Source organism: Nocardioides mangrovicus (assembly GCF_003674065.1).
Taxonomy (GTDB): domain Bacteria; phylum Actinomycetota; class Actinomycetes; order Propionibacteriales; family Nocardioidaceae; genus Marmoricola; species Marmoricola mangrovicus.
In genome coordinates this window covers 31,829-50,847 of record NZ_RDBE01000002.1, presented here as the reverse complement: position 1 = coordinate 50,847, position 19,019 = coordinate 31,829, and the positions used below count along the sequence as shown (strand labels likewise).

Below are 19,019 nucleotides of genomic sequence, written 5' to 3'. Positions count from 1 at the left end.
CTTGTCCATTAGAGGAGACGGTCATGCGAGCAGTGCGATTCCACGAGTACGGCGGTCCGGAGGTCCTGCGCCTGGAGGAGGTGGACCTGCCGGTCCCCGCTGCGGGCCAGGTGCGGGTCCGGGTCGCCGCCACGTCGTTCAACGGCGTCGACGCCAACATCAGGGCCGGCCTGATGCAGGGTCCGATGCCGATGGACCTGCCCCACGTGCCCGGTCTGGACGTGGCCGGCACCGTCGACGAGGTCGGCGCCGGCGTGAGCGGGCTCGCCGTCGGCGATGAGGTGATCGGCTTCCTCCCGTTCGGTGCCGACGGCGCCGCGGCCGAGTACACGCTGGCGGCGGCCGACACCCTCGTGGCGGCCCCGACGAGCATCCCGCTGACCGAGGCGGCCGCCCTCCCGCTGGTCGGGCTCACCGCCTGGCAGGCCCTCGACGAGCACGCCGGACTGCGAGCGGGCCAACGCATCCTGGTCAACGGCGCCGACGGCGCGGTCGGCGGCTACGCCGTGCAGCTGGCCAAGCACCTCGGCGCCCGCGTCGTCGCCACCGCCACGCCGCGCACGCGAGCACAGGTCGGGGCCCACGGCGCCGACGAAGTCGTCGACCGCACCGAGGGCGACGTCGCCGCCCAGCTCGGCGAGCCGGTCGACGTGCTGCTCAACCTGGCTCCCATCACACCGGAGGAGTTCGCCGCCCTCGCCGCCCGCGTCGTCGACGGCGGGGTCGTGGTCAGTACCACGGTCTGGATGCCCGCTCCGGGCGACGAGGCACGGGGCGTGCGCGGCATCGACCTGTTCGTGCGCAGCGACTCCGCCCAGCTGCGCGACCTGGTCGCGCTCGTCGACCGCGGCGAGCTCAGCGTCGACGTCGCCGATTACGTGTCCATCGAGGAGCTCGCCGACCTCCACACCCGAGCCGCCGCCGGAGGCGTGCACGGCAAGGTGGTCGTCGTCCCGACGCCGCAGGGATGAGGCTCACCTGGTGGCAGCGCCGGCCGAGCACCGGACGAGCGCTGCCGCCGCGGGGCTAGGTGACGATGATCTTGGCGGTGCTCTGCGGGTAGATCGGGTCGTTGTAGAAGAACTCCCCGGCGCGGTCGAAGGTGTGCTGGAAGCTCTGCCCCGGCATCAGGGTGCCGGTGTCGAACTCGTACTCGAAGAACGCGACGGCGCCGTGAGCCGTGGCGTTGTCGGCCGGGTTGACGAAGGTGATGGTGGTGCCCTTCGGCACGGTCAGGTGCTGGGGCGACATCGCGTTCTGGGCCACCAGGTTCTCCGTCGTCCCCGGCTTGCCGGTGGCGGTGTCCCACACCCGACCCAGCGTCACGGTGTTGCCGGCCGCGGCCGCGGTCACCGGCGCGGTGCGGACCTGGTTGCGCTTCGAGGGCGGCGTCGGGGTGGCGGCCTCGCTCACCCGGCCGCCGAGCTTGAAGGCCCACAGGTGGTCCCCGCGCGGAATGTCGGGGTAGGGCAGCGAGTTGCCGCCGGCGAAGACCGCCAGGTACTGCTCGCCGTCGACCTCGTAGGCGATGGGGCTGGTGTGGACGCCGGCACCGCACTGGAAGCTCCACAGCACGTCGGCGGTGCGGTCGTCCATGGCGTGCAAGAGGCCGTCGGGGCCGCCTTGGAACATCACACCGCCGCCGGTGGTGAGGATGCCGTTGCCGTGCGCGAGCGACCACTCCTTCTCGATGCTCCACACCACGGTGTTGTCGCGCGGGTCGACCGCGGCGATCCCGCCGCCGAAGTACTCGCCCAGCGGCCGCGCGGTGTTGACCCGGCCGCCCACGGTGTTGGAGTAGGCGGAGTTGATCAGGCCGTAGCCCACGTAGATCCACCCGGTCTCGGGGTTGAACGACACGTGGCCCCAGTCGGCGCCGCCGCCGGCACCGGGGAAGATGATCGTGGCGCGGTCCCAGAAGGTGTCGAAGACGCCGCCCACCGGGTAGAACGGCACCGGCCGGGTGGCGTTGTCGAAGCGCGGCTTCTGCGGCAGGAACGACTCACCGGCCGGCTCGGGCTGGGTGGGGGCGGTCTTCTGCCGCGGGTCCTGCGGCACGGCACGCTCGGTGACGCCCTGGATGGGCTTGCCGTTGGTGCGGTCGAGGACGAAGTACTTGCCCACCTTGCTGCCGTAGACGACCACCTTGCGCAGCCGGCCCTTCACACGCACGTCGGCCAGCACCGGCGCCATGACGTTGTCGTAGTCCCAGATGTCGTGGTGCACCGACTGGAAGTGCCACTTGCGCCGGCCGGTCTTGGCGTCCAGGGCCACCAGGCAGTTGGCGAACAGGTTGTCGCCGCCACGGGTGGAGCCGTTGGTGCGCGGGTAGGGGTTGCCGAAGGTCCACAGCACGGTGCCGGTGTCGGGATCCAGGGCCGGGTGAATCCACGGCACCGCTCCCCCGGTCTTCCAGCTGTCGCCCTCCCAGGTGTCGTGGCCGTACTCACCGGGTCCCGGCGCGGACCAGAACGTCCAGGCGAGCTCGCCGGTGTCGGCGTGCAGGGCGTACGCGCGACCACGCGCGCCCGCGGTGCTGCCCTGCATGCCGACGTAGATCAGCCCGTCCCAGTAGACGACGGCGCCGGCCAGCGAGCCGACCGAGCCGCCGCACTGGCCGTTGGTGGGGTCGCACCCGCCGGTGTCGCCGGTGCCGGCGTCCTCGGTGAGCAGCAGCGTCTTCCACACCACCGCCCCGGTCTGCTTGTCCAGGGCGTAGACGTTGTTCTCCCCCGAGATGGTGAACACGTGGTGCTCGTCGAGCGCGACGCCGCGCATGTTGGTGGTCTCGGTGCCGACGCTGGCGCGCCACTTCTCCTCGCCGGTGCGGCCGTCGACGGCGACGACGTGCTGCTGGGTGGTCTGCACGTAGAGCACCCCGTGCTCGGCCACCACCGTGCTCTGCTGGGGCGAGGCGGTCGAGCCGCCCTCGAGGTTGACGTGCCAGGCCCCGCCGAGCCGGTGCACGTTGCGCCGGTCGATCCGCGCCAGTGGCGTGTGGTTCTGGTTGCCATAGTCGCCGCCGACCTTCGGGAAGTCGCGACCCACCCGGCCGAAGCTGCGCGGCTGGCGAGGAGCCCGGGCCGGCGCGGGCTTCCCGGTCAACGCCTCGGGCGCCGCGGCGGCCAGCGCCGGGTCGGGAGTCACGACGCCCGCCACCAGGGCGGCGCCGGTGGCCGTGGAGCCGGCCAGGAACGTACGACGGTGCATGAGAGCCTCCGAGAAACCACTAGGCGGTCTGAATGAACCGCTGAGCAGGACGCTAGCCCTGTGACGCTGCTCACCACAACCCCTTGTGCCGGCCGAAGATCGGGGACTAAGGTCCGGCGAATCCTCGGGTTTCGGCTCGAACGGACCGCCTGGCGGAACGGTGCGTCGCCTCGGTCCGTCGCCCCTCGCACCGGCTCGGAAACGGAGCTGCTCGTGCCCACCAGACTGCGCAAGATCGCGCTCGGCGCCGGATCGCTCGTCGCCACCGCCGCCCTCTCGGTGGCGGTAACCACCGCCGCCACGGCCCACCCCCGACCACCCGCGCGCGGCGCGACCGAGCTCGGCGATCCCGACTACGGCGTGTGCCGGGGCACCAACCCGGCGTGCTACCACGACTGGGGGAACTTCAACAGCTCAGCCGGCATCAAGGTGCTCGTCTACACCCACACCGCCGGGCCGCGCCACGCCAACCTCGGGTCCGCGCTCGGCCCGGGTCTCGACCCGCCGCTGACCGACGCCAACGCCGCCCAGCAGGGCATGATCGCGCTGGGCAAGAAGTACGACTTCACCGTCGACTGGACCGAGGACCCGGCCCAGCTGGCCACGCCTGCGCAGCTGTTCAAGTACAACGCCGTGGTCTTCCTCTCCACCAGCCGCGACGCCCTCGACGACGCCGCCCAGACCTCGCTGCGCCAGTACATGCGCGGCGGCGGCGGCTTCGTGGCCATCCACAACGCCTTCGGCACCGAGTACAACTGGCCCTGGTACGAGGGTCTGCTGGGCGGTGCCAACTTCTACGACCACGGCTCCTACCAGGCGGGCACGGTCGAGACCGTCGACCGCCGCGACGCCGCCACCGGCACGCTCCCGCGGCGCTGGAACTTCACCGACGAGTGGTACAACCTCGTGCCGTTCCCGAGCAAGGTGCGCGTGCTGGCCGAGGTCGACGAGAAGACCCTGGCCCAAGGCGTCACGGGCAACTACCACCACCCCGGCCACGGCGACCACCACCCGGTGGCCTGGTGCCAGTACTACGACGGCGGCCGCGCCTTCATGACGACGCTGGGTCACGGCCAGACCGACTTCGACCCCGCCTCCACCGACACCGGCGTGCAGTACTTCCAGCAGCTGGTCGTCAACGGGATCAAGGAGGTCTCCGGGGTCGAGCCGTTCTGCCGCTGAGGCCGATCAGGGCACCTCGGGCAGCGGCGCTGGGCGCAGCACCAGCGCGACGCCGGCGGCGGTGAGCACCACGCCGCCGGCGTCGGACCACCCCACGGGCTCGCCGAGCAGCACCGCGCTCCACACCACCCCGGAGACCGGCACCACGAGGTTGACGACGGCGGTCCGCACCGGCCCCTCGTGCTCGATGAGCCAGTAGAACAGCAGGTAGGCCACGCCGCTGCCGAGCACCCCGAGGAGCAGCAGGGCCACCACGGCGTGGGCCGTCGGGTGCGGGCGAGGCGCCAGCCCGGATCCCACGAGCAGCAGCGCCGCGGGCACCAGCAGTGCAGCGGCACCGAGCTGCTGGCCCGCGGCGACGACGAGCACCGGCATCCCGGCGAACCGGCAGGCGGCCACGAAGCCGCCGACGGCGAAGACCAGCGCGCCGATCACGCCGGCGACCAGTCCGACCTGCCAGCCCGGTCCCAGGCCGACTCCGCGCGAGGACATCACCACCGCGATGCCGCCCAGCGCCATCGTCATGCCCAGCAGGCCCGTGGCCGTGGGACGGCGCCGGTCCAGCACCGATCCCACGAGCAGCGCGAACACCGGCGAGGAGGCGTTGACGACCGCCGACGTGCCGGCGTCCAAGCGGGCTGTGGCCAGCGCGATCAGCGACCACGGCACCGCGGCCGAGACCGCCCCCAGCCCGACGTACGCCCAGCCGATCCGGTGCAGGTGCAGGCCCCGGGCGGTGGCGACCGCCCACAGCAGTCCGCCGCCGACCACGGTGCGGACGGCGGTGACGCCGACCGGTCCCACCGACGGCGCGGCCACCCGCACGAAGACGTAGGACAGCCCGAACAAGGCGCCGCACCCGAGCAGGGCCAGCAGCGACCGCGCCCTCACAGCCCCAGGTAGAGACGCCGCACGGCCGGGTCGTGACGCAGGTCGGCCGACCGGCCGGTCATCACGACCTCGCCGTTCTGCATGACCAGGCAGCGCTCGGTGGCCTCGAAGGTGAGCCAGGCGTTCTGCTCCACCAGCAGCATCGCCAGCCCACGCCCGCGCAGCACCTGCAGCACGTCGAGCACCTCGCCCACCAGCTTCGGGGAGAGCCCCATCGAGGGCTCGTCGAGGAGCAGCAGCCGTGGTCGCGACATGAGCGCGCGCCCGATGGCGAGCATCTGCTGCTGCCCGCCCGAGAGGGCCCCGGCCAGCCGCTCGCGCATGTCGCGGAGCACGGGGAACAGCGTGTAGACCTCCTCGAGCGTGGCCTTGGCCTGGTCGTCCCACCGACGGCTGTGGGCACCCAGCTCGAGGTTCGTGCGCACCGAGAGACCGCCGAAGACGTGGCGCCCCTCGGGCACGTAGCCGATGCCGTGGCGTACCACGTGCCGCGCCTTGACCCGGGCGAGGTCGACCTCGCCGAGCCGCAGCGCGTCGGCCGTGCGGGGGGCCAGGCCCATCAGCGCCTTGAGCGTGGAGGTCTTGCCCGCGCCGTTGGCGCCGATGATGCCCACGCACTCCCCCGGCGCCACCTCGAAGCTGGAGCCCTCGACGGCGGTGACACCGCCGTAGCGCACGCCGAGGTTCTGCACCTGCAGCGTGCCGGCGGCCACCGCCCGATCGGTGTCGGTGCTCACGCCCTGACCTCCTCGGCGTCGTCGCCCGCCGCCTCGCGGATGGTCCGCTGGTCGGGCACCAGGTCGCGCAGCTGGGAGGAGTCGCCGAGGTAGGCCTCGACGACGGCGGGGTCGGCCACCACCTGCTCCGGCGTGCCGTCGGCGATCACAGACCCGTTGGCCAGCACGGCCACCTCGTCGCACAGCGACATCACCAAGCCCATGTTGTGCTCGACCAGCACGACGGTGACGCCGCGGTCGCGGATGGTGCGCACGATCTGGGCCAATTGGGCCACCTCCTGGCCGTTGAGGCCGGCCGCGGGCTCATCGAGCAGCAGGATGCGCGGTCCGGTGGCCACCGCCCGCGCAAGCTCGACCCGCCGCTGGATGCCGTACGGCAGCGAGCGCGGTGCGAGGTCGGCGAAGTCGGCGATGCCGAACTCGGCGAGCAGCTCCTCGGCCTCGGCCCGCAGCCGCCGCTCGTCGCGCACGACGCCCACGGGCCAGACCAGGTACTCCGCGCTCGCGGCGCTACGGCTGCGGTCGAGCGCGAACAGCACGTTGTCACGCACCGTCAGGTCGGCGAAGAGCCGCAGGTTCTGGAACGTGCGTGCCACGCCGTGCCGGGAGAGTGCGGTGGGGCCCAGGGCCGTGGCGCGTACGCCGCCCACCGCGTACTCACCCGTGGAGGGCGTGTAGAGCCCGCTGACCACGTTGAGCAGCGTCGTCTTGCCCGATCCGTTGGGGCCGACGACGCCCTTGATGGCGCCGGCCGGCACGCTCAGCCGCACCTCGTGCAGTGCTCGCAGCCCGCGGAAGGTCTTGCCGATGCCCTCGACCTGCAGGTCGGCCGGACCGGCGTCGGAGACCGCGGCCGCCGTCGCGGGCCCGGGCACGAAGTCGTGCAGCGCCCCCCGCTCCGCGCCGTCGCGGCGACGACCCAGCCCGAGGCGGGCGGGCAGGCCGGCCAGTCCGGTGGGGGCGAACACCACCGCCAGCACCACGACCAGGCCGTAGCCCAGCTGGGCGTAGGTGGCGAAGTCGGTGAGCCACTCGCGGGCCAAGGAGAGCACCACCGCACCCAGGACGCAGCCGACGATGCTCTGCCGGCCGCCGATGACCACCATGGCCAACAGCAGGAACATCGTGGAGATGGTGAAGGAGTCCGGCGAGACGTAGCGGATCAAGCCGGCGTAGAGGATGCCCGCTACGCCGCCGTAGACGCTGGAGACCGTAAAGGCCAGCAGCCGCAGCACGCGGACGTCGGCCCCGAGCGCGCCGGCCGCGATGGCGTCGTCGCGCATGGCACGCATCCGGCGACCCAGCCGGGTGCGCACCACGAAGAGAGCGAACGCCAGGCCGGCGACGAAGACCACCAGCTCCAGGTAGTAGTAGAGGTACTCCGATGACAGGTCGACACCGAGCAGCGGCGGCACCGGGATGTTGGAGATGCCGTTGGCGCCTTGGGTGACCGAGGAGTTGGTCACCCAGCTGGTGAAGGCCAGCGCCAGCCCGAGCGTGACGATGCCGAGGTAGTGCGACTGCACCCGCAGCGCCGGCACCCCCACCGCCAGCCCGGCCACCACGCTGGCCAGCAGCGAGACGACCGCGGCGGCCCAGAAGCCCCAGCCGGCGTCGGTGGTGACGATGGCCAGGACGTAGGCCCCGATGCCGAAGAACGCGATCTGGGCCAGGTTGATCTGACCGGCCAGGCCGAGCGCCATGCCCAACCCGATGGCCAGCACGGCGAAGACCAGTGTGACGTCGACGACGTGGATGGGATAGGGGCCCACGGTGTAGGGCAGCGCCAGCAGGACGACACCGACCACGACCCACAGCGCCGGCCGGGCGATCGAGCGGGTGAGCGGGCGACGGCTCATGCGCGGTTCACCGTCCGCTCGCCGAAGATGCCCGTGGGCCGGACCATGATGAGCACGGCGAAGAGCAGGAACACCACCAGGTCGGAGTAGCCGCCGAAGCGACCGGCGGCGAAGGCGTCGAGCACACCGATCCCCAGCCCGCCGACGATGGCGCCGGTGATGTTGCCGAAGCCGCCCAGGATCGCCGCGGCGAAGCCCTTGATGCCGATGGTGGAGCCCAGCGTGGCGTTGACGTAGAGCATCGGGCCGGCCAGCCCGCCGGCCAGGGCCGCCAGGCCGGCCCCGATCGCGAAGGCGATGGCGTTGCTGCGGCCCACGTGGATGCCGACCGAGGTGGCCGCCTCGGGGTCCATCGCCACCGCCTGCATGGCCGCGCCGACGCGAGTCCTGTGCAGGAAGCCGACCAGCATCGCCGTGGTCACCAGGGCCACCACGAGCACCAGGAGGCTGTAGGTCTGGATCTTCAGCCCGGCCACGCTCAGCGGTGCGGTGTGCAGCGGCGAGGGCACCGCCCGGCCGGTGGCGCCCCACACGACGACCGCGAGCGCCTCGAGCATCACCCCGAAGCCGATGGTGCCGATGAGCATGAGGTCGAAGTCCTTGCCCTCCAGCGGTCGCAGCACCCGCTCGATCACCAGGCCGAGCACGGCGGTCACGACCACCGCGATGCCGATGGCCAGCACGAACGGCAGCTTCGCGGTCATGTAGAAGGTCGACATCGTGAAGGCGCCGATCATCGCCACCTGGCCGTGCGCGAAGTTGACCAGTCCCATCGTGCGGTAGACCAGGGAGAACCCCAGCGCGACCAGGGCGTAGATCGCGCCCAGGGTCAGTCCGCCGACGAGCGTCTGCAGCGTGACTTGCATGCCAGGGTCCTCCCTCGTCGCGTCGTCAGCTGGCCGGGCCGAGCTTGCCGCCCGAGATGACGCCGATCACGGTCTGGTGGATGCCGACGCCCTTGTCGTCGAAGTCGAAGCTGCCGAGCAGGCCGTCGTACTTCTCCGCCCGCACGGCGTCGGCCATCGCCAGACCGCCCTTGCCCTTCGTCTGCTTCAGCGCCGCGAGGAAGATCGAGGTGCCGTCGTAGGACTTGGCCCCGTGCAGCTCGGCGGTCTCGCCGAACGCCTTCTGATAGGCGGCGGCGAAGGCCTTCGAGGCCTCGGTGGCGTCGTTGCTCAGATAGGGGGTGCTCACCAGCGTGCCGTCAGCGACGTCGGCTCCCGCGGTCTGCACGTACACCGGCGTCGAGAGCGGCGCCGAGCCGGCGAACACCGCGGTGAGCCCGAGCTGACGGGCCTGCTTGGCGATCAGGCCGGCCTCGACCTCCTCGGTGCCGATGAACAGCACATCGGGCTTCTTGCTGCGGATCTTGGTCAGCACCGCGCTGAAGTCCTTCTGGTCGGGCGTCACCACGTCGTTGACGACGGGCTCGATGCCCGAGGCCTTCAGCGCCGCGGTGAACGCGTCGTGCTCGCCCACCCCGTAGCCGCCGTTGTTGGTGATCATGGCGAAGGTCTTGAAGCTCTTGGTCTTGGTCAGGTACTCCTCGAGCGTGTTGTCGTAGGTGGCGCTCGTGGGCCCGTTGAGGAACTGGTACGGACTGCCCAGCTCGGTGATCGCGGTGGCCTGGCCCGAGGTGATCGAGGGGATCTTGGCCGACTTCAGAATCGGGTTCATCGCTTGCGTCACCGCGCTCTCGGCGGTGCCGATCATCGCGGTGTAGCCGCCGCTGACGATCTTGCGGGCGATCGAGGTGCCGGTGGTCGGGTCGCCCTGGTCGTCGAAGACCGACAGCTTGACCTTGCGGCCGTCGATGCCTCCCTTCGCGTTGACCTGCTGCACGGCGAGCTTGGCGCCCTTGAGCTCCCACGCCCCCAGCGAGCTGAGCTGGCCGCTCTGGGCATCGACCACGGCGATCTTGATCGGGCCGGAGGAGGAGGACGAGCCGCTGTCGGAGCCGGGCGCCGCGCAGGCTGTGGCGGCCGCGAGCAGCGAGCCGGTCGCGAGGGCGACGAACCAGTGACGGGATGTGACCATGAGTGACCTGCTGCTTCCTGGGTGGGCTTGCTGGTGGGTGGGGAGCGACTCAGTCCGAGAACGTGCCGGCGTAGATGTCCTTGATGTTCCAGTGGCCCGGCGTGGGCACCGGCTCGTTGACCATCGCGACATCGACCACCGCGGGCCGGCGGGCGGCGACGGCTCGGCCCAGCTGCTCGGCGAACTCGGCGGCGCTGGTGGGCAGGTAGCCGTCGGCGCCGCACGCACGGGCGTACGCGGCGAAGTCGGGCGAGTACGGCCGGCCGTCGGGGCCGACGAACTCGCAGCCGTAGGACTGTCCGAAGCTGCCGGCCTGCAGATCGGCGATGGTGCCGTGCGCCCGGTTGTTCATCACGACGAACACCACGGGCAGCCCTCGCTCGACCGCCATCGGCACGGCCGGCAGCTGGGCGCTCATGCCGCCGTCGCCGACCAGCGCCACCACGACCCGGTCGGGCTGCGCCAGCTGCACCCCGAGCGCCGCGGCGGGACCGAAGCCCATGGTCGAGAGCCCACCGGGGGTGATGAAGCGGCCCTCCTCGGGCAGCGGGTAGCACTGGGCGACGCCGTTCTTGTTCCAGCCGACGTCGGTGACCAGCACCGCGTCGTCGGGCAGCGCCTCGCGCAGGTCGCGCAGGATCCGCTCGGGACGCAGCGGGAAGTCCTCGCTGGCGCCGCGCTGCTCGCTGGCGGAGAAGACCTCCTCGCGAGCAGCGACGATCTGCTCGCGGCGCCCCGGCACGGTGCGCGCCTGCGGCTCGGCCCGCTGCACGGCCGCGAGCACGGCGGTCATCGCCTTGGTGGCATCGGCCACCACGCCGATCTCGACGGGGTAGTTGCGCCCGATCTCGGCCGGGTCGAGGTCGATCTGCACCAGCCGCGTGGGCGGCATCCGCCACGTGTAGCGCTCGTCCCAGGAGCTGGCGTCGGTCTCGGCGAAGCGGGTGCCGACGGCCACCACGACGTCGGCCTCGCGGGCGTAGTCGTTGGTCAGCTCCAGCCCCCAGAAGCCGGGCATGCCCATCAGCAGCGGGTGCCGGTCGGGCAGGGTGCCCTTGGCCATCAGCGAGTGCACCACCGGCACGTCGAGGTGCTCGGCGAGCCCGATCACCGCCGCGCGGCCGGCGGCCGTGCGCAGCCCACCGCCCACGTAGAGCAACGGCCGCTCGGCCCCGATCAGCAGCTCGGCGATGCGCTCGGCGTCGGCGGGGTCGAGGTCGGGCGTGGTGGTGCTGGCGACGAGCGGGTAGCGCGTCGCCTCCTCGGCCGGTAGCGGCCGGGAGAAGTGGTCCATCGGCACGTTGACCAGTACCGCGCCGGGCCGCCCGGAGGTGGCGGTCCAGAACGCCCGCTCGACGAAGCGGGGCAGGTCGGCCACGCGGTGCACGTTCCACACGTGCTTGCAGAACGGGCGGAACATGGCCCCCTGCTCGGCCTCGCCGTGCAGGTTGACCTCCTGGTGGGGGTGGCGGCCGTAGTAGTAGGAGGGGATGTCGCCGGCGATGCAGACCAGCGGCACCGAGTCGAAGGCGGCGGTGGCCACGCCGGTGGTGGCGTTCATCAGGCCCGGTCCGACGTGCACCAGCACCACGCCGGGCTTGCCGGTCATCCGGGCGTAGCCGTCGGCGGCGTGGGCTGCGGCCTGCTCGTGCCGGGCGATGACGAACTCGATGGAGCTGCGGCCGATGGCATCGAGCAGGGCGATGTTGGTGTGCCCGCAGGTGCCGAAGACGTACTCGACGCCGTAGCTCTCCAGCTGGCGCACCAGTACCTCGGCGGCCGTGGTGCCGGTGGTGGCGCCGGGAGCGGTGCCGGCAGTGGCGTGGTCGGACTGGGTGGGCAGCACGGCGGTCATGCGCGGGTCTCCTTCGTGGGGGCGGGCGCGGGAGGGGCGGATTCGGTGCCCCAGACGGACAGGTCCTTGACGAGGAGCGTCTTGACCGACGTGTAGTCCTCGATCATGTGGCGCGGCGACTCCCGGCCGAAGCCGGAGTCCTTCACCCCGCCGAACGGCACGTGGTCGAGGCGGAAGTTCGAGGAGCCGTTGACCACGACCGCACCGACCTCCAGGTCGCGCCAGGCGCGCAGCACGGTGTCGAGCCGCTGGGTGAACAGACCCGCCTGCAGGCCGTAGCGGCTCGCGTTGCAGCGTTCGACGACCTCGTCGAAGTCCTCGAAGCGCATCACCACCACCACGGCGCCGAAGGCCTCGTGGCGCACGATGTCGGCGTCGTCGGGCGGGTCGACGACCAGACCGGGCGTGAGGGTGGCGCCGTCTCGGACGCCACCCGTTGCCAGCACCGCGCCCTGCGCGACGGCCGCCGCGATCCAGCCCTCCACGCGGCTGGCCGCGGCCTCGTCGACCATGGACCCGACCTCGGTCTGCGGCTGCTGGGGGTCGCCGACGACGAGCGCCTCGACCTCCTTGGTGAGCAGGGCGACGAACACGTCGGCGACGCTGGCGTGGGCGTACACCCGCTGCACCGAGATGCAGCTCTGCCCGGAGTTGGAGTAGCCGGTCGCCGCGCAGATGCGCGCGGCGCGGGAGAGGTCCGCGTCGTCGCAGACGATGGTGGCGGCGTTGCCGCCCAGCTCGAGCACCAGCCGCTTCGCGCCGGCGGCCCGGGCCACCGCTGCCCCGGTCTCGGCGCTGCCGGTGAAGCTGATGACGGCCACTTCGGGCAGCCCGCACAGCCGTGCGCCCAGCTCTCCGCCGCCGTGCATCAGCTGCACCGCGGCCGGCGGCATCCCGGCCTCGAGCAGCAGGGCCACCACCGCGGCGGTGACCGCCGGCGCCTGGGGCGGCGACTTGACCAGGGTGGTGTTGCCGGCGGCGAAGGAGGCGCCCAGCTTGTGGGCCAGCAGGTTGGCCGGGGCGTTGAACGGGGTGATGGCGAGCGCGACGCCGAGCGGCGCGCGCATCGTCATGGCCGTGTTGCCGACGCCGCTGGCGTAGCCGGCCACCGGCAGCACCTCGCCCCCGATGCGCCGGGTCTCATCGGCGCAGACGGTGAAGGTGTCGGCCACCCGGTCGACCTCCTTGCCGCCATCGCGCACCGGCTTGCCCAGCTCCAGGGCGATGAGGCGGGCCAGCCGGTCGCGGTGCACGACGGCCAGGTCGGCCGCGCGGGCGAGCACCTCGGCCCGTGACGCGGGCGAGAGCCGGGCGACTACCCGGGCGCCGTCGCGAGCCGCCTCACGGGCGGCCTCGACGACGTCGGCGTCGGCCTGCCAGGCGGTCGAGACGACCCGGCGCAGCCACGGCCCCACCCGGTCGTGGCGCTGGGTCGTGGTCGTCCAGCGACCAGCGATGAACGCCTTCGCGACGACTACCTCCTCGGCCTCGGCCTGCTCGAGCAGGCCGGCCAGCTCCGAGCCTCGACCGTCGTCGCTCATCGCACTCCTCGAACCGCTAGTCGGACCATCTGGACCGTTGTGTGGACCCTGTGTAACGTAGGGGGTGACAGCGGTCACGTGCAAGGGGTCGGGCGTCGGCGAGGCGGAAAACCCGCTCGGCGGCACGGTCGGGCCGATGATGGGGAACCAGCACCGTCGAGGGAGGACGAGACGACATGAGTGTCGAGACGAGCGCGACCCCAACCCCCGCATCGGACCCCGCCGAGCCGGCTCTCCCCGCGACGGCGGGTGCGGACGCCGGCGAGTCCGGCGGCGTGCGCAGCGTCCAGCGCGCGATCGAGATCTTGCAGCTGCTCGACGAGGAGCGCACCACGATCACCGTGCCCGAGATCGTGCGCGAGACCGGTCTGGCCAAGACCACGGTCGTTCGGCTGCTGCAGACCCTGGAGCGCAACGGGTTGACCTGGACCACCCCGCAGGGCGTCACCGCCGGTCCCGGATTGTGGCGGTGGGCGCACCTGGCGCGCCGCGCCTGGGAGCTGCCGGCTGAGACCCGCGAGCTGATGCGCGGTCTCTCGCTGCAGACCCGCGAGACGGTCAACCTCTACGTGCGCCGCGACATCCACCGCGTGTGCGTGGCCCAGCACCAGGGCACCCAGACCCTGCGTCACGTGGTGCAGGTGGGCGACGAGCTGCCGCTGTGGTCGGGTGCGTCGTCGAAGATTCTGCTCGACGGCGCGACGGGCAGCGTCCTGGAGCGGGTCGCAGCGGACTCCCCCGAGGGCAGCGTCGCGCTCGAGGCGCTGCGCGAGGACGTGCAGCGGGCCGGCGAGGACGGTTTCGCGGTGAGCCACGGCGAGCGCGAGGTCGGTGTCTCCGCCGTCGCGGTGCCGGTGCGCGACCGGCGCGGCACGGTGCTCGCCGCGCTGACCATCTCGGGGCCCACCGCGCGCTTCACCGAGGAGCGAGTCGTGGAGTTCGAGGCCGACCTGCGCTCGGTCTCCTCCCGCATGACCGAGCGGGGGCTCGCCCACCCCCTGGCTCACTGACCCATCCACTCCACCGAAGGAGCACGACCACCGTGGACCAGCGCCCGCTAGCCGGGGTCAGGGTGCTCGACCTCACCAACGTCCTCGCCGGCCCCTACTGCAGCTATCAGCTCTCGCTGATGGGGGCCGAGGTCGTCAAGATCGAGAAGCCGGGCACCGGCGACCTGGCGCGGCACCTCGGTCCCGACGCCGCGCTCAACGAGGCCGGGCTGGGCGCCTCCTTCCTCGCCCAGAACGCGGGCAAGAAGTCCATCGAGCTGGACCTCAAGGACGCCGCCGACCGGGTCAGCTTCGAGGCGATGGTGCGCAGCAGCGACGTGCTGCTGGAGAACTTCCGGGCCGGGGTCATGGACCGGCTCGGCTACGACTGGGAGACGCTGCGCCAGCTCAACCCCCGGCTGGTCTATTGCGCCATCTCCGGCTTCGGGCAGAACGGGCCGGCCAGTCAGTCCCCGGCCTACGACCAGGTGATCCAGGGGCTCTCGGGGATGATGGCCATCACCGGTACCGCCGAGACCGCGCCGCTGCGCATCGGCTTCCCGGTGTGCGACAGCGTGGGTGGGCTGATGGCCGCCTTCGCGGTGGCCAGCGCCCTGGCCGGGCGCGCTCGGTCGGGCCGCGGCGCGCACCTGGACCTCTCGATGCTGGAGGCGTCGGTCTCGGCGATGGGCTGGGCGGTGTCGAACTACCTCATCAGCGGGGTCGAGACGCTGCCGATGGGCGACCAGAACGCCACGGCTGCACCGTCGGGCACCTTCGACGCCGCCGACGGGCCGCTCAACATCGCCGCCAACCGCCAGGCCCAGTTCGTCAGCCTGTGCGAGCTCCTCGACCGGGCCGACCTGCTGCACGACCCTCGGTTCGCCACGCGTGAGGACCGCAAGCGGCACCGCGCCGAGCTCAACGTCGAGATCAACGCCGCCCTGTCGACGCGCGACGCGGCGGTGTGGGAGAAGGAGCTGTCGGCGGTCGGGGTGCCGGCCGCACGGATCCTCACCGTCGCCCAGGCCGTCGAGCAGGAGCAGCTGGCCCACCGGCGCTTCTTCCACGACGTGCCCTTCCCCGGCGACGCCGACCGCGTCGTGCGCACCAGCGGCAACGGCGTCCTGGTCGACGGCCGGCCGCTGCACCCGCAGGGGCCGCCGCCGACGCTGGGCGAGCACAACGACCAGATCCCGGGCCTGACCCGACAGCAGGACGGCGCGGCGTGAGCCTGACCGAGCGGTACGGCGAGCCGAGCGTGGGCGACGTCGCCGACTGGTGGCGCACCAGCGTCACCCGCATCGCGCCGGGCGTCGTCGAGCACCGAGGTGTGCCGGTGCAAGACCTCATCGGCCACACCGACCTGGTCAGCGCCGCGTGGCTGCTGGTGCGTGGCGACCGGCCGACCCCCGGGCAGGCGCGGCTGCTGGAGGCCGCCCTGGTGGGCTCGATGGACCACGGCCCGCAGGCGCCGTCCATCGCGGTGGCCCGGATGGCCGCCACCTGCGGGATCGGGATCAACAACGCGATGGCCAGCGCGGTCAACACCCTCGGCGACTCCCACGGCGGCGCCGGCGAGCAGTGCGTCGAGCTCCTCGCCGAGGTGGTCGCCGCCGGCGGGGCGCCGGCGGCCCGCGAGGTGGTGGCGGCCTGGCGCGAGCGCTCGCCCTACCTGCCCGGCTTCGGCCACCGCTTCCACCCTCGCGACCCCCGCCGCGACCCGCTGCTCGCGCTGGTGGCCCGGGCGTGCGACGCCGGGGACGTCGCCGGCGAGCACCTGGCCGCCGCCCTGGCCGTCGAGGACGCGCTGGCCGAGGGTCGCCCACGCCCGGTGCCGATGAACATCGACGGTGCGACCGCGGTGATCTACGCCGAGCTGGGCTTCCCGCCTCCGCTGGCCCGCGGCTTCTTCGTGCTCAGCCGCAGCATCGGGATCTTGGCCCACGCCTGGGAGGAGAGTGGCTCCGGGCGACGCAACAAGGGTCCGATGCCGCCCTCGATCCTGCCCAGCTACGGCGACCGGCCGTGATGCGGCTCGGCGTCCTGCAGGGCTCGAACCTGAACCGGCTGGGCCGGCGTGACCCGGCGAAGTACGGCACCACGACGCTGGCGCAGATCACCGAGGACATCGACGCCGCCGGGCGCCGGCTCGGCTTCGTCGCCGGTCACGTGCAGTCCAACCACGAGGGGGTGCTCGTGGACTGGCTTCACGAGCACGGCGACGACCTCGACGCGCTGGTGCTCAACCCCGCCGGGTTCACCTCCACCGGCTACCCGCTGCTCGACGCCTGCAAGGACTCCGGCCTGCCGCTGGCGGTCGTCCACATCTCGGCCTTCCCGGCCATCGACGGCCGCGAGCGCACCGACGTGTTCGCGCCCTACGCCACGGTCTACCTCACCGGCGCCGGCCCGCACGGCTACCGGCTGGCCGCCGAGGCGCTGCTGCTGCGACAGCCGACCCCGTGACGCGCGACGTCGTCGTCGTGGGGGCGGGGCTCGCCGGGCTGGCCACGGCCGTCCGGGCCACCGAGCTCGGCCTCTCGGTGCTGGTGCTGGAGAAGACCGACCGCCCCGGCGGCAGCAGCGCGATGAGCGGTGGCTGGTTCGCCTTCTCGGGCACGCCGGAGCAGCAACGGCTGGGCATCGAGGACGACGACGAGCGCTTCGTGCGCGACATGGTGCTGGCCGGCGGCGGACGACCGCGGCCGGAGCTGGTGCGGGCCTACGTCGCCCACCAGGGCGCGGCGTACGCGTGGTCGCGCGAGCTCGGCGCCGACTACGACGTGGTCAAGCTCAGCGCCGGCCAGTCGGTGCCACGCAGCCACCACACCGACGTCCTCGACCTCCTCGGCGAGCTGCGCCGGCGACTGGAGCAGGCCCCGGGCGCCGAGCTGCGGACCGCGAGCCCGGCCGCCCGGCTCGACGTCGGCGAGTCGGGGGTGCCCGGCGTGCCCGGTGTCACCGGCGTCGACGGCATCCGGGCCGGCCTCGGCGTGGTACTCGCCAGCGGCGGCTTCACCCGCTCACCGGAGTTGATCGAGCTCTTCGCACCGGCCCAGCTGGCCGCGCTGCCCTACGGCGGTCGCGGCAACACCGGCGACGGGTTGCGCATGGCGATGCGGCTGGGTGCGGGCCTGGCCGACACCGGGTACGTCTCGGGGACCTTCGGGTCGCACCCCGACACTGGCGAGGAGGAGCACGAGCTGCTGACGGCCTTCTACCTGGGCGCGGTGATCCTCAACCGCGCCGGGGAGCGCTTCGTCGACGAGTCGCTCACCTACAAGGAGCTGGGCCAGGCGGTGCTGCGCCAACCGGGGGCGATGGCGTTCGAGGTCTTCGACCAGCAGGTGCGCGACCGGTCCGAGCCGGGCGTGCCGCTCTCCGACATCGGGCACCTCGAGGACAAGGGTCGGCTGCTGGTCGCCGACTCGCTGCCGCAGCTGGCCGGGCGCATGGGCATCGCAGCGGAGCGCCTCGAGCACACGGTGGCCTCCTACAACCGCGCCGCCGTCGGTGAGGCCGCAGACCCCCTCGGGCGTACGCACCTGTGCAACGGCGTCGGCGACCTCGTGCCGCTGACCCGGCCGCCGTTCTTCGCCTACCCCGCGCGGACGCTGATGACCTCAACCTTCGGCGGCGTCCGGGTCGATGAGCACACCCGCGTGCTCGACCTCGACGGCGTACCCGTCCCGGGCCTGCACGCCGTCGGCGAGGTGAGCGGCGGTCTGCACGGCACCTCCTACGTCACCGGGACGGCGCTGGGCAAGGCCCTGATCGGCGGCCGCCTGGCCGCCGAGGTGCTGGAACGCTAGGACGAGCCCAGCTCAGTCGCCGGGCCACTCCCCGGTCCACCGCTCGAACGCCCGCGCGCCGCCCCTGCTAACCAGGGCCTTCACCACGGCGAAGATCGCTCCTTGCACGGCTGCGGCGAGGACCACCTCACGCAGCGAGTACTCCGACTCCAGCGCCTTCGGGGCGTCCTCCTGGTCGCCGGGAGCGGCGTGCTTCCAGATCTGCTTGAACACCTGACCGGCCACGACACCGGCCACGACGCTGCTGACCAGTCCCACGGGCTGGTAGAGCACCTTGGCCGACGTCGAGCTGTTCGATCGTTCTGGACCAGGCATGTCAATCATCCTCCTCGGGGTCGTCGTCGGCACCTCGACTCACGCGCAGCCGCCGCCCTCGGGCGACGTCCTCCTCGTGCTGGGCCGCCGCCTTCTCGGTGTTGCGGGTGTCGCGCGGGGGTAGCTGGACCGTCTCCTCGGCCGCGATGCCGGCCTGCAGCTCGCGCCCGCGTTCGAGTTCGGAGTCCAGCTCGGCACCGAACAGCAGGGCGAGGTTCGTCAACCACAGCCACAGCAGGAACGCGATGACACCGGCCAGGGAGCCATAGGTCTTGTTGTAGCTGGAGAACTGCGAGACGTACACCCCGAAGGCCGCCGACACGACGATCCAGACGACGATCGCGACCAGCGCTCCGGCCGAGACCCACCGGAACCTGGGTTGCTTCACGTTCGGCGTCACGTAGTAGAGGAGCGCCACGATCACCACGACGACGAGGAGCATCACCGGCCACTTGGCGATGTTCCAGGCGACGACGGCGGTGCGGCCGATGCCCAACTGGTCCCCGATCGCCTGGGCGGCAGGACCGGTGACGACGAGGGCACCGGCCACCAGTGCCGCGAGGACGACGGTGACCAGCGTGAGGAACA

17 protein-coding genes (1 of these 17 cut by a window edge) are annotated in these 19,019 nt (G+C 72.3%); 7 read left to right on the top strand and 10 right to left on the bottom strand.

Annotated elements, in window-relative coordinates; translation table 11 throughout:
- Positions 1 to 23 precede the first annotated feature (23 nt).
- The gene (locus D9V37_RS04765) at positions 24 to 971 is read left to right on the top strand and encodes an NADP-dependent oxidoreductase (RefSeq protein ID WP_121805019.1); all 948 of its coding nucleotides are present in this window, start codon (positions 24 to 26) and stop codon (positions 969 to 971) included.
- Positions 972 to 1,026: 55 nt separating this feature from the next.
- On the opposite strand, the gene D9V37_RS04760 is transcribed toward D9V37_RS04765, so the two are convergent.
- Positions 1,027 to 3,210 carry an outer membrane protein assembly factor BamB family protein gene (locus tag D9V37_RS04760; RefSeq protein WP_121805018.1) on the bottom strand — a complete coding sequence of 728 codons (2,184 nt, stop codon included), beginning with the start codon at positions 3,208 to 3,210 and terminating at the stop codon, positions 1,027 to 1,029.
- A gap of 213 nt (positions 3,211 to 3,423) precedes the next feature.
- On the opposite strand from D9V37_RS04760, the gene D9V37_RS04755 reads away from it, so the two are divergent.
- Positions 3,424 to 4,392 (top strand): ThuA domain-containing protein, encoded by a 969-nt coding sequence (locus tag D9V37_RS04755; RefSeq protein ID WP_198412379.1) that lies wholly within the window; start codon positions 3,424 to 3,426, stop codon positions 4,390 to 4,392.
- A gap of 6 nt (positions 4,393 to 4,398) precedes the next feature.
- On the opposite strand, the gene D9V37_RS20020 is transcribed toward D9V37_RS04755, so the two are convergent.
- From D9V37_RS20020 to D9V37_RS04715, 7 genes are read right to left on the bottom strand one after another with little or no spacing between them, the layout of a single operon-like run.
- Positions 4,399 to 5,283, bottom strand: coding sequence for a DMT family transporter (locus tag D9V37_RS20020; protein ID WP_158604378.1), 885 nt, complete (start codon positions 5,281 to 5,283; stop codon positions 4,399 to 4,401).
- On the bottom strand, positions 5,280 to 6,020 hold the full coding sequence (locus tag D9V37_RS04740) for an ABC transporter ATP-binding protein (protein WP_198412378.1): 741 nt from the start codon (positions 6,018 to 6,020) through the stop codon (positions 5,280 to 5,282). Before D9V37_RS04740 ends, D9V37_RS20020 begins: the two co-directional genes overlap by 4 nt.
- Positions 6,017 to 7,879: a branched-chain amino acid ABC transporter ATP-binding protein/permease gene (locus tag D9V37_RS04735; RefSeq protein ID WP_121805016.1), complete on the bottom strand. Its 1,863-nt coding sequence runs from the start codon at positions 7,877 to 7,879 to the stop codon at positions 6,017 to 6,019. The genes D9V37_RS04740 and D9V37_RS04735 overlap by 4 nt, the downstream gene beginning before the upstream one ends.
- A complete protein-coding gene (locus tag D9V37_RS04730) occupies positions 7,876 to 8,745 on the bottom strand; it encodes a branched-chain amino acid ABC transporter permease (protein WP_121805015.1) in 870 nt (289 codons plus the stop codon). The genes D9V37_RS04735 and D9V37_RS04730 overlap by 4 nt, the downstream gene beginning before the upstream one ends.
- Before the next feature lie 25 nt (positions 8,746 to 8,770).
- Positions 8,771 to 9,916, bottom strand: a complete 1,146-nt coding sequence (locus D9V37_RS04725) for an ABC transporter substrate-binding protein (RefSeq protein ID WP_158604377.1) — start codon at positions 9,914 to 9,916, stop codon at positions 8,771 to 8,773.
- A gap of 49 nt (positions 9,917 to 9,965) precedes the next feature.
- Positions 9,966 to 11,771 carry a thiamine pyrophosphate-binding protein gene (locus tag D9V37_RS04720; protein ID WP_121805013.1) on the bottom strand — a complete coding sequence of 602 codons (1,806 nt, stop codon included), beginning with the start codon at positions 11,769 to 11,771 and terminating at the stop codon, positions 9,966 to 9,968.
- A complete protein-coding gene (locus tag D9V37_RS04715; protein ID WP_158604376.1) occupies positions 11,768 to 13,312 on the bottom strand; it encodes an aldehyde dehydrogenase family protein in 1,545 nt (514 codons plus the stop codon). The genes D9V37_RS04720 and D9V37_RS04715 overlap by 4 nt, the downstream gene beginning before the upstream one ends.
- Positions 13,313 to 13,488: 176 nt before the next feature.
- On the opposite strand from D9V37_RS04715, the gene D9V37_RS04710 reads away from it, so the two are divergent.
- From D9V37_RS04710 to D9V37_RS04690, 5 genes are read left to right on the top strand one after another with little or no spacing between them, the layout of a single operon-like run.
- The gene (locus D9V37_RS04710) at positions 13,489 to 14,322 is read left to right on the top strand and encodes an IclR family transcriptional regulator (protein ID WP_121805011.1); all 834 of its coding nucleotides are present in this window, start codon (positions 13,489 to 13,491) and stop codon (positions 14,320 to 14,322) included.
- 32 nt (positions 14,323 to 14,354) lie between these two features.
- Entirely contained in the window at positions 14,355 to 15,533 is a 1,179-nt protein-coding gene (locus tag D9V37_RS04705) for a CaiB/BaiF CoA transferase family protein (RefSeq protein WP_121805010.1), read from the top strand.
- The gene (locus D9V37_RS04700; protein WP_232524745.1) at positions 15,530 to 16,333 is read left to right on the top strand and encodes a citryl-CoA lyase; all 804 of its coding nucleotides are present in this window, start codon (positions 15,530 to 15,532) and stop codon (positions 16,331 to 16,333) included. The genes D9V37_RS04705 and D9V37_RS04700 overlap by 4 nt, the downstream gene beginning before the upstream one ends.
- Positions 16,333 to 16,770, top strand: a complete 438-nt coding sequence (locus D9V37_RS04695; protein ID WP_147455868.1) for a type II 3-dehydroquinate dehydratase — start codon at positions 16,333 to 16,335, stop codon at positions 16,768 to 16,770. The genes D9V37_RS04700 and D9V37_RS04695 overlap by 1 nt, the downstream gene beginning before the upstream one ends.
- Positions 16,767 to 18,116: an FAD-dependent oxidoreductase gene (locus D9V37_RS04690; RefSeq protein WP_121805008.1), complete on the top strand. Its 1,350-nt coding sequence runs from the start codon at positions 16,767 to 16,769 to the stop codon at positions 18,114 to 18,116. The genes D9V37_RS04695 and D9V37_RS04690 overlap by 4 nt, the downstream gene beginning before the upstream one ends.
- Before the next feature lie 12 nt (positions 18,117 to 18,128).
- On the opposite strand, the gene D9V37_RS04685 is transcribed toward D9V37_RS04690, so the two are convergent.
- Together D9V37_RS04685 and D9V37_RS04680 are read right to left on the bottom strand one after the other, a co-directional pair.
- Entirely contained in the window at positions 18,129 to 18,431 is a 303-nt protein-coding gene (locus D9V37_RS04685) for a DUF4235 domain-containing protein (protein ID WP_121805007.1), read from the bottom strand.
- A 1-nt stretch (position 18,432) separates the two neighbouring features.
- Positions 18,433 to 19,019, bottom strand: partial view of a YihY/virulence factor BrkB family protein gene (locus D9V37_RS04680; protein ID WP_456299564.1) — the 3' portion only. It continues 238 nt past the right edge of the window; the window shows 587 of its 825 coding nt (coding positions 239-825); its start codon lies beyond the right edge, outside the window; its stop codon occupies positions 18,433 to 18,435.

Excerpts from the sequence above, each read along its gene's own strand:
- D9V37_RS04765 (WP_121805019.1), top strand. The coding sequence starts at position 24 with ATGCGAGCAGTGCGATTCCACGAGTACGGCGGTCCGGAGGTCCTGCGC.
- D9V37_RS04760 (WP_121805018.1), bottom strand. The coding sequence starts at position 3,210 with ATGCACCGTCGTACGTTCCTGGCCGGCTCCACGGCCACCGGCGCCGCC.
- D9V37_RS04735 (WP_121805016.1), bottom strand. The coding sequence starts at position 7,879 with ATGAGCCGTCGCCCGCTCACCCGCTCGATCGCCCGGCCGGCGCTGTGG.
- D9V37_RS04730 (WP_121805015.1), bottom strand. The coding sequence starts at position 8,745 with ATGCAAGTCACGCTGCAGACGCTCGTCGGCGGACTGACCCTGGGCGCG.
- D9V37_RS04725 (WP_158604377.1), bottom strand. The coding sequence starts at position 9,916 with ATGGTCACATCCCGTCACTGGTTCGTCGCCCTCGCGACCGGCTCGCTG.
- D9V37_RS04720 (WP_121805013.1), bottom strand. The coding sequence starts at position 11,771 with ATGACCGCCGTGCTGCCCACCCAGTCCGACCACGCCACTGCCGGCACC.
- D9V37_RS04715 (WP_158604376.1), bottom strand. The coding sequence starts at position 13,312 with ATGAGCGACGACGGTCGAGGCTCGGAGCTGGCCGGCCTGCTCGAGCAG.
- D9V37_RS04710 (WP_121805011.1), top strand. The coding sequence starts at position 13,489 with ATGAGTGTCGAGACGAGCGCGACCCCAACCCCCGCATCGGACCCCGCC.
- D9V37_RS04695 (WP_147455868.1), top strand. The coding sequence starts at position 16,333 with ATGCGGCTCGGCGTCCTGCAGGGCTCGAACCTGAACCGGCTGGGCCGG.
- D9V37_RS04685 (WP_121805007.1), bottom strand. The coding sequence starts at position 18,431 with ATGCCTGGTCCAGAACGATCGAACAGCTCGACGTCGGCCAAGGTGCTC.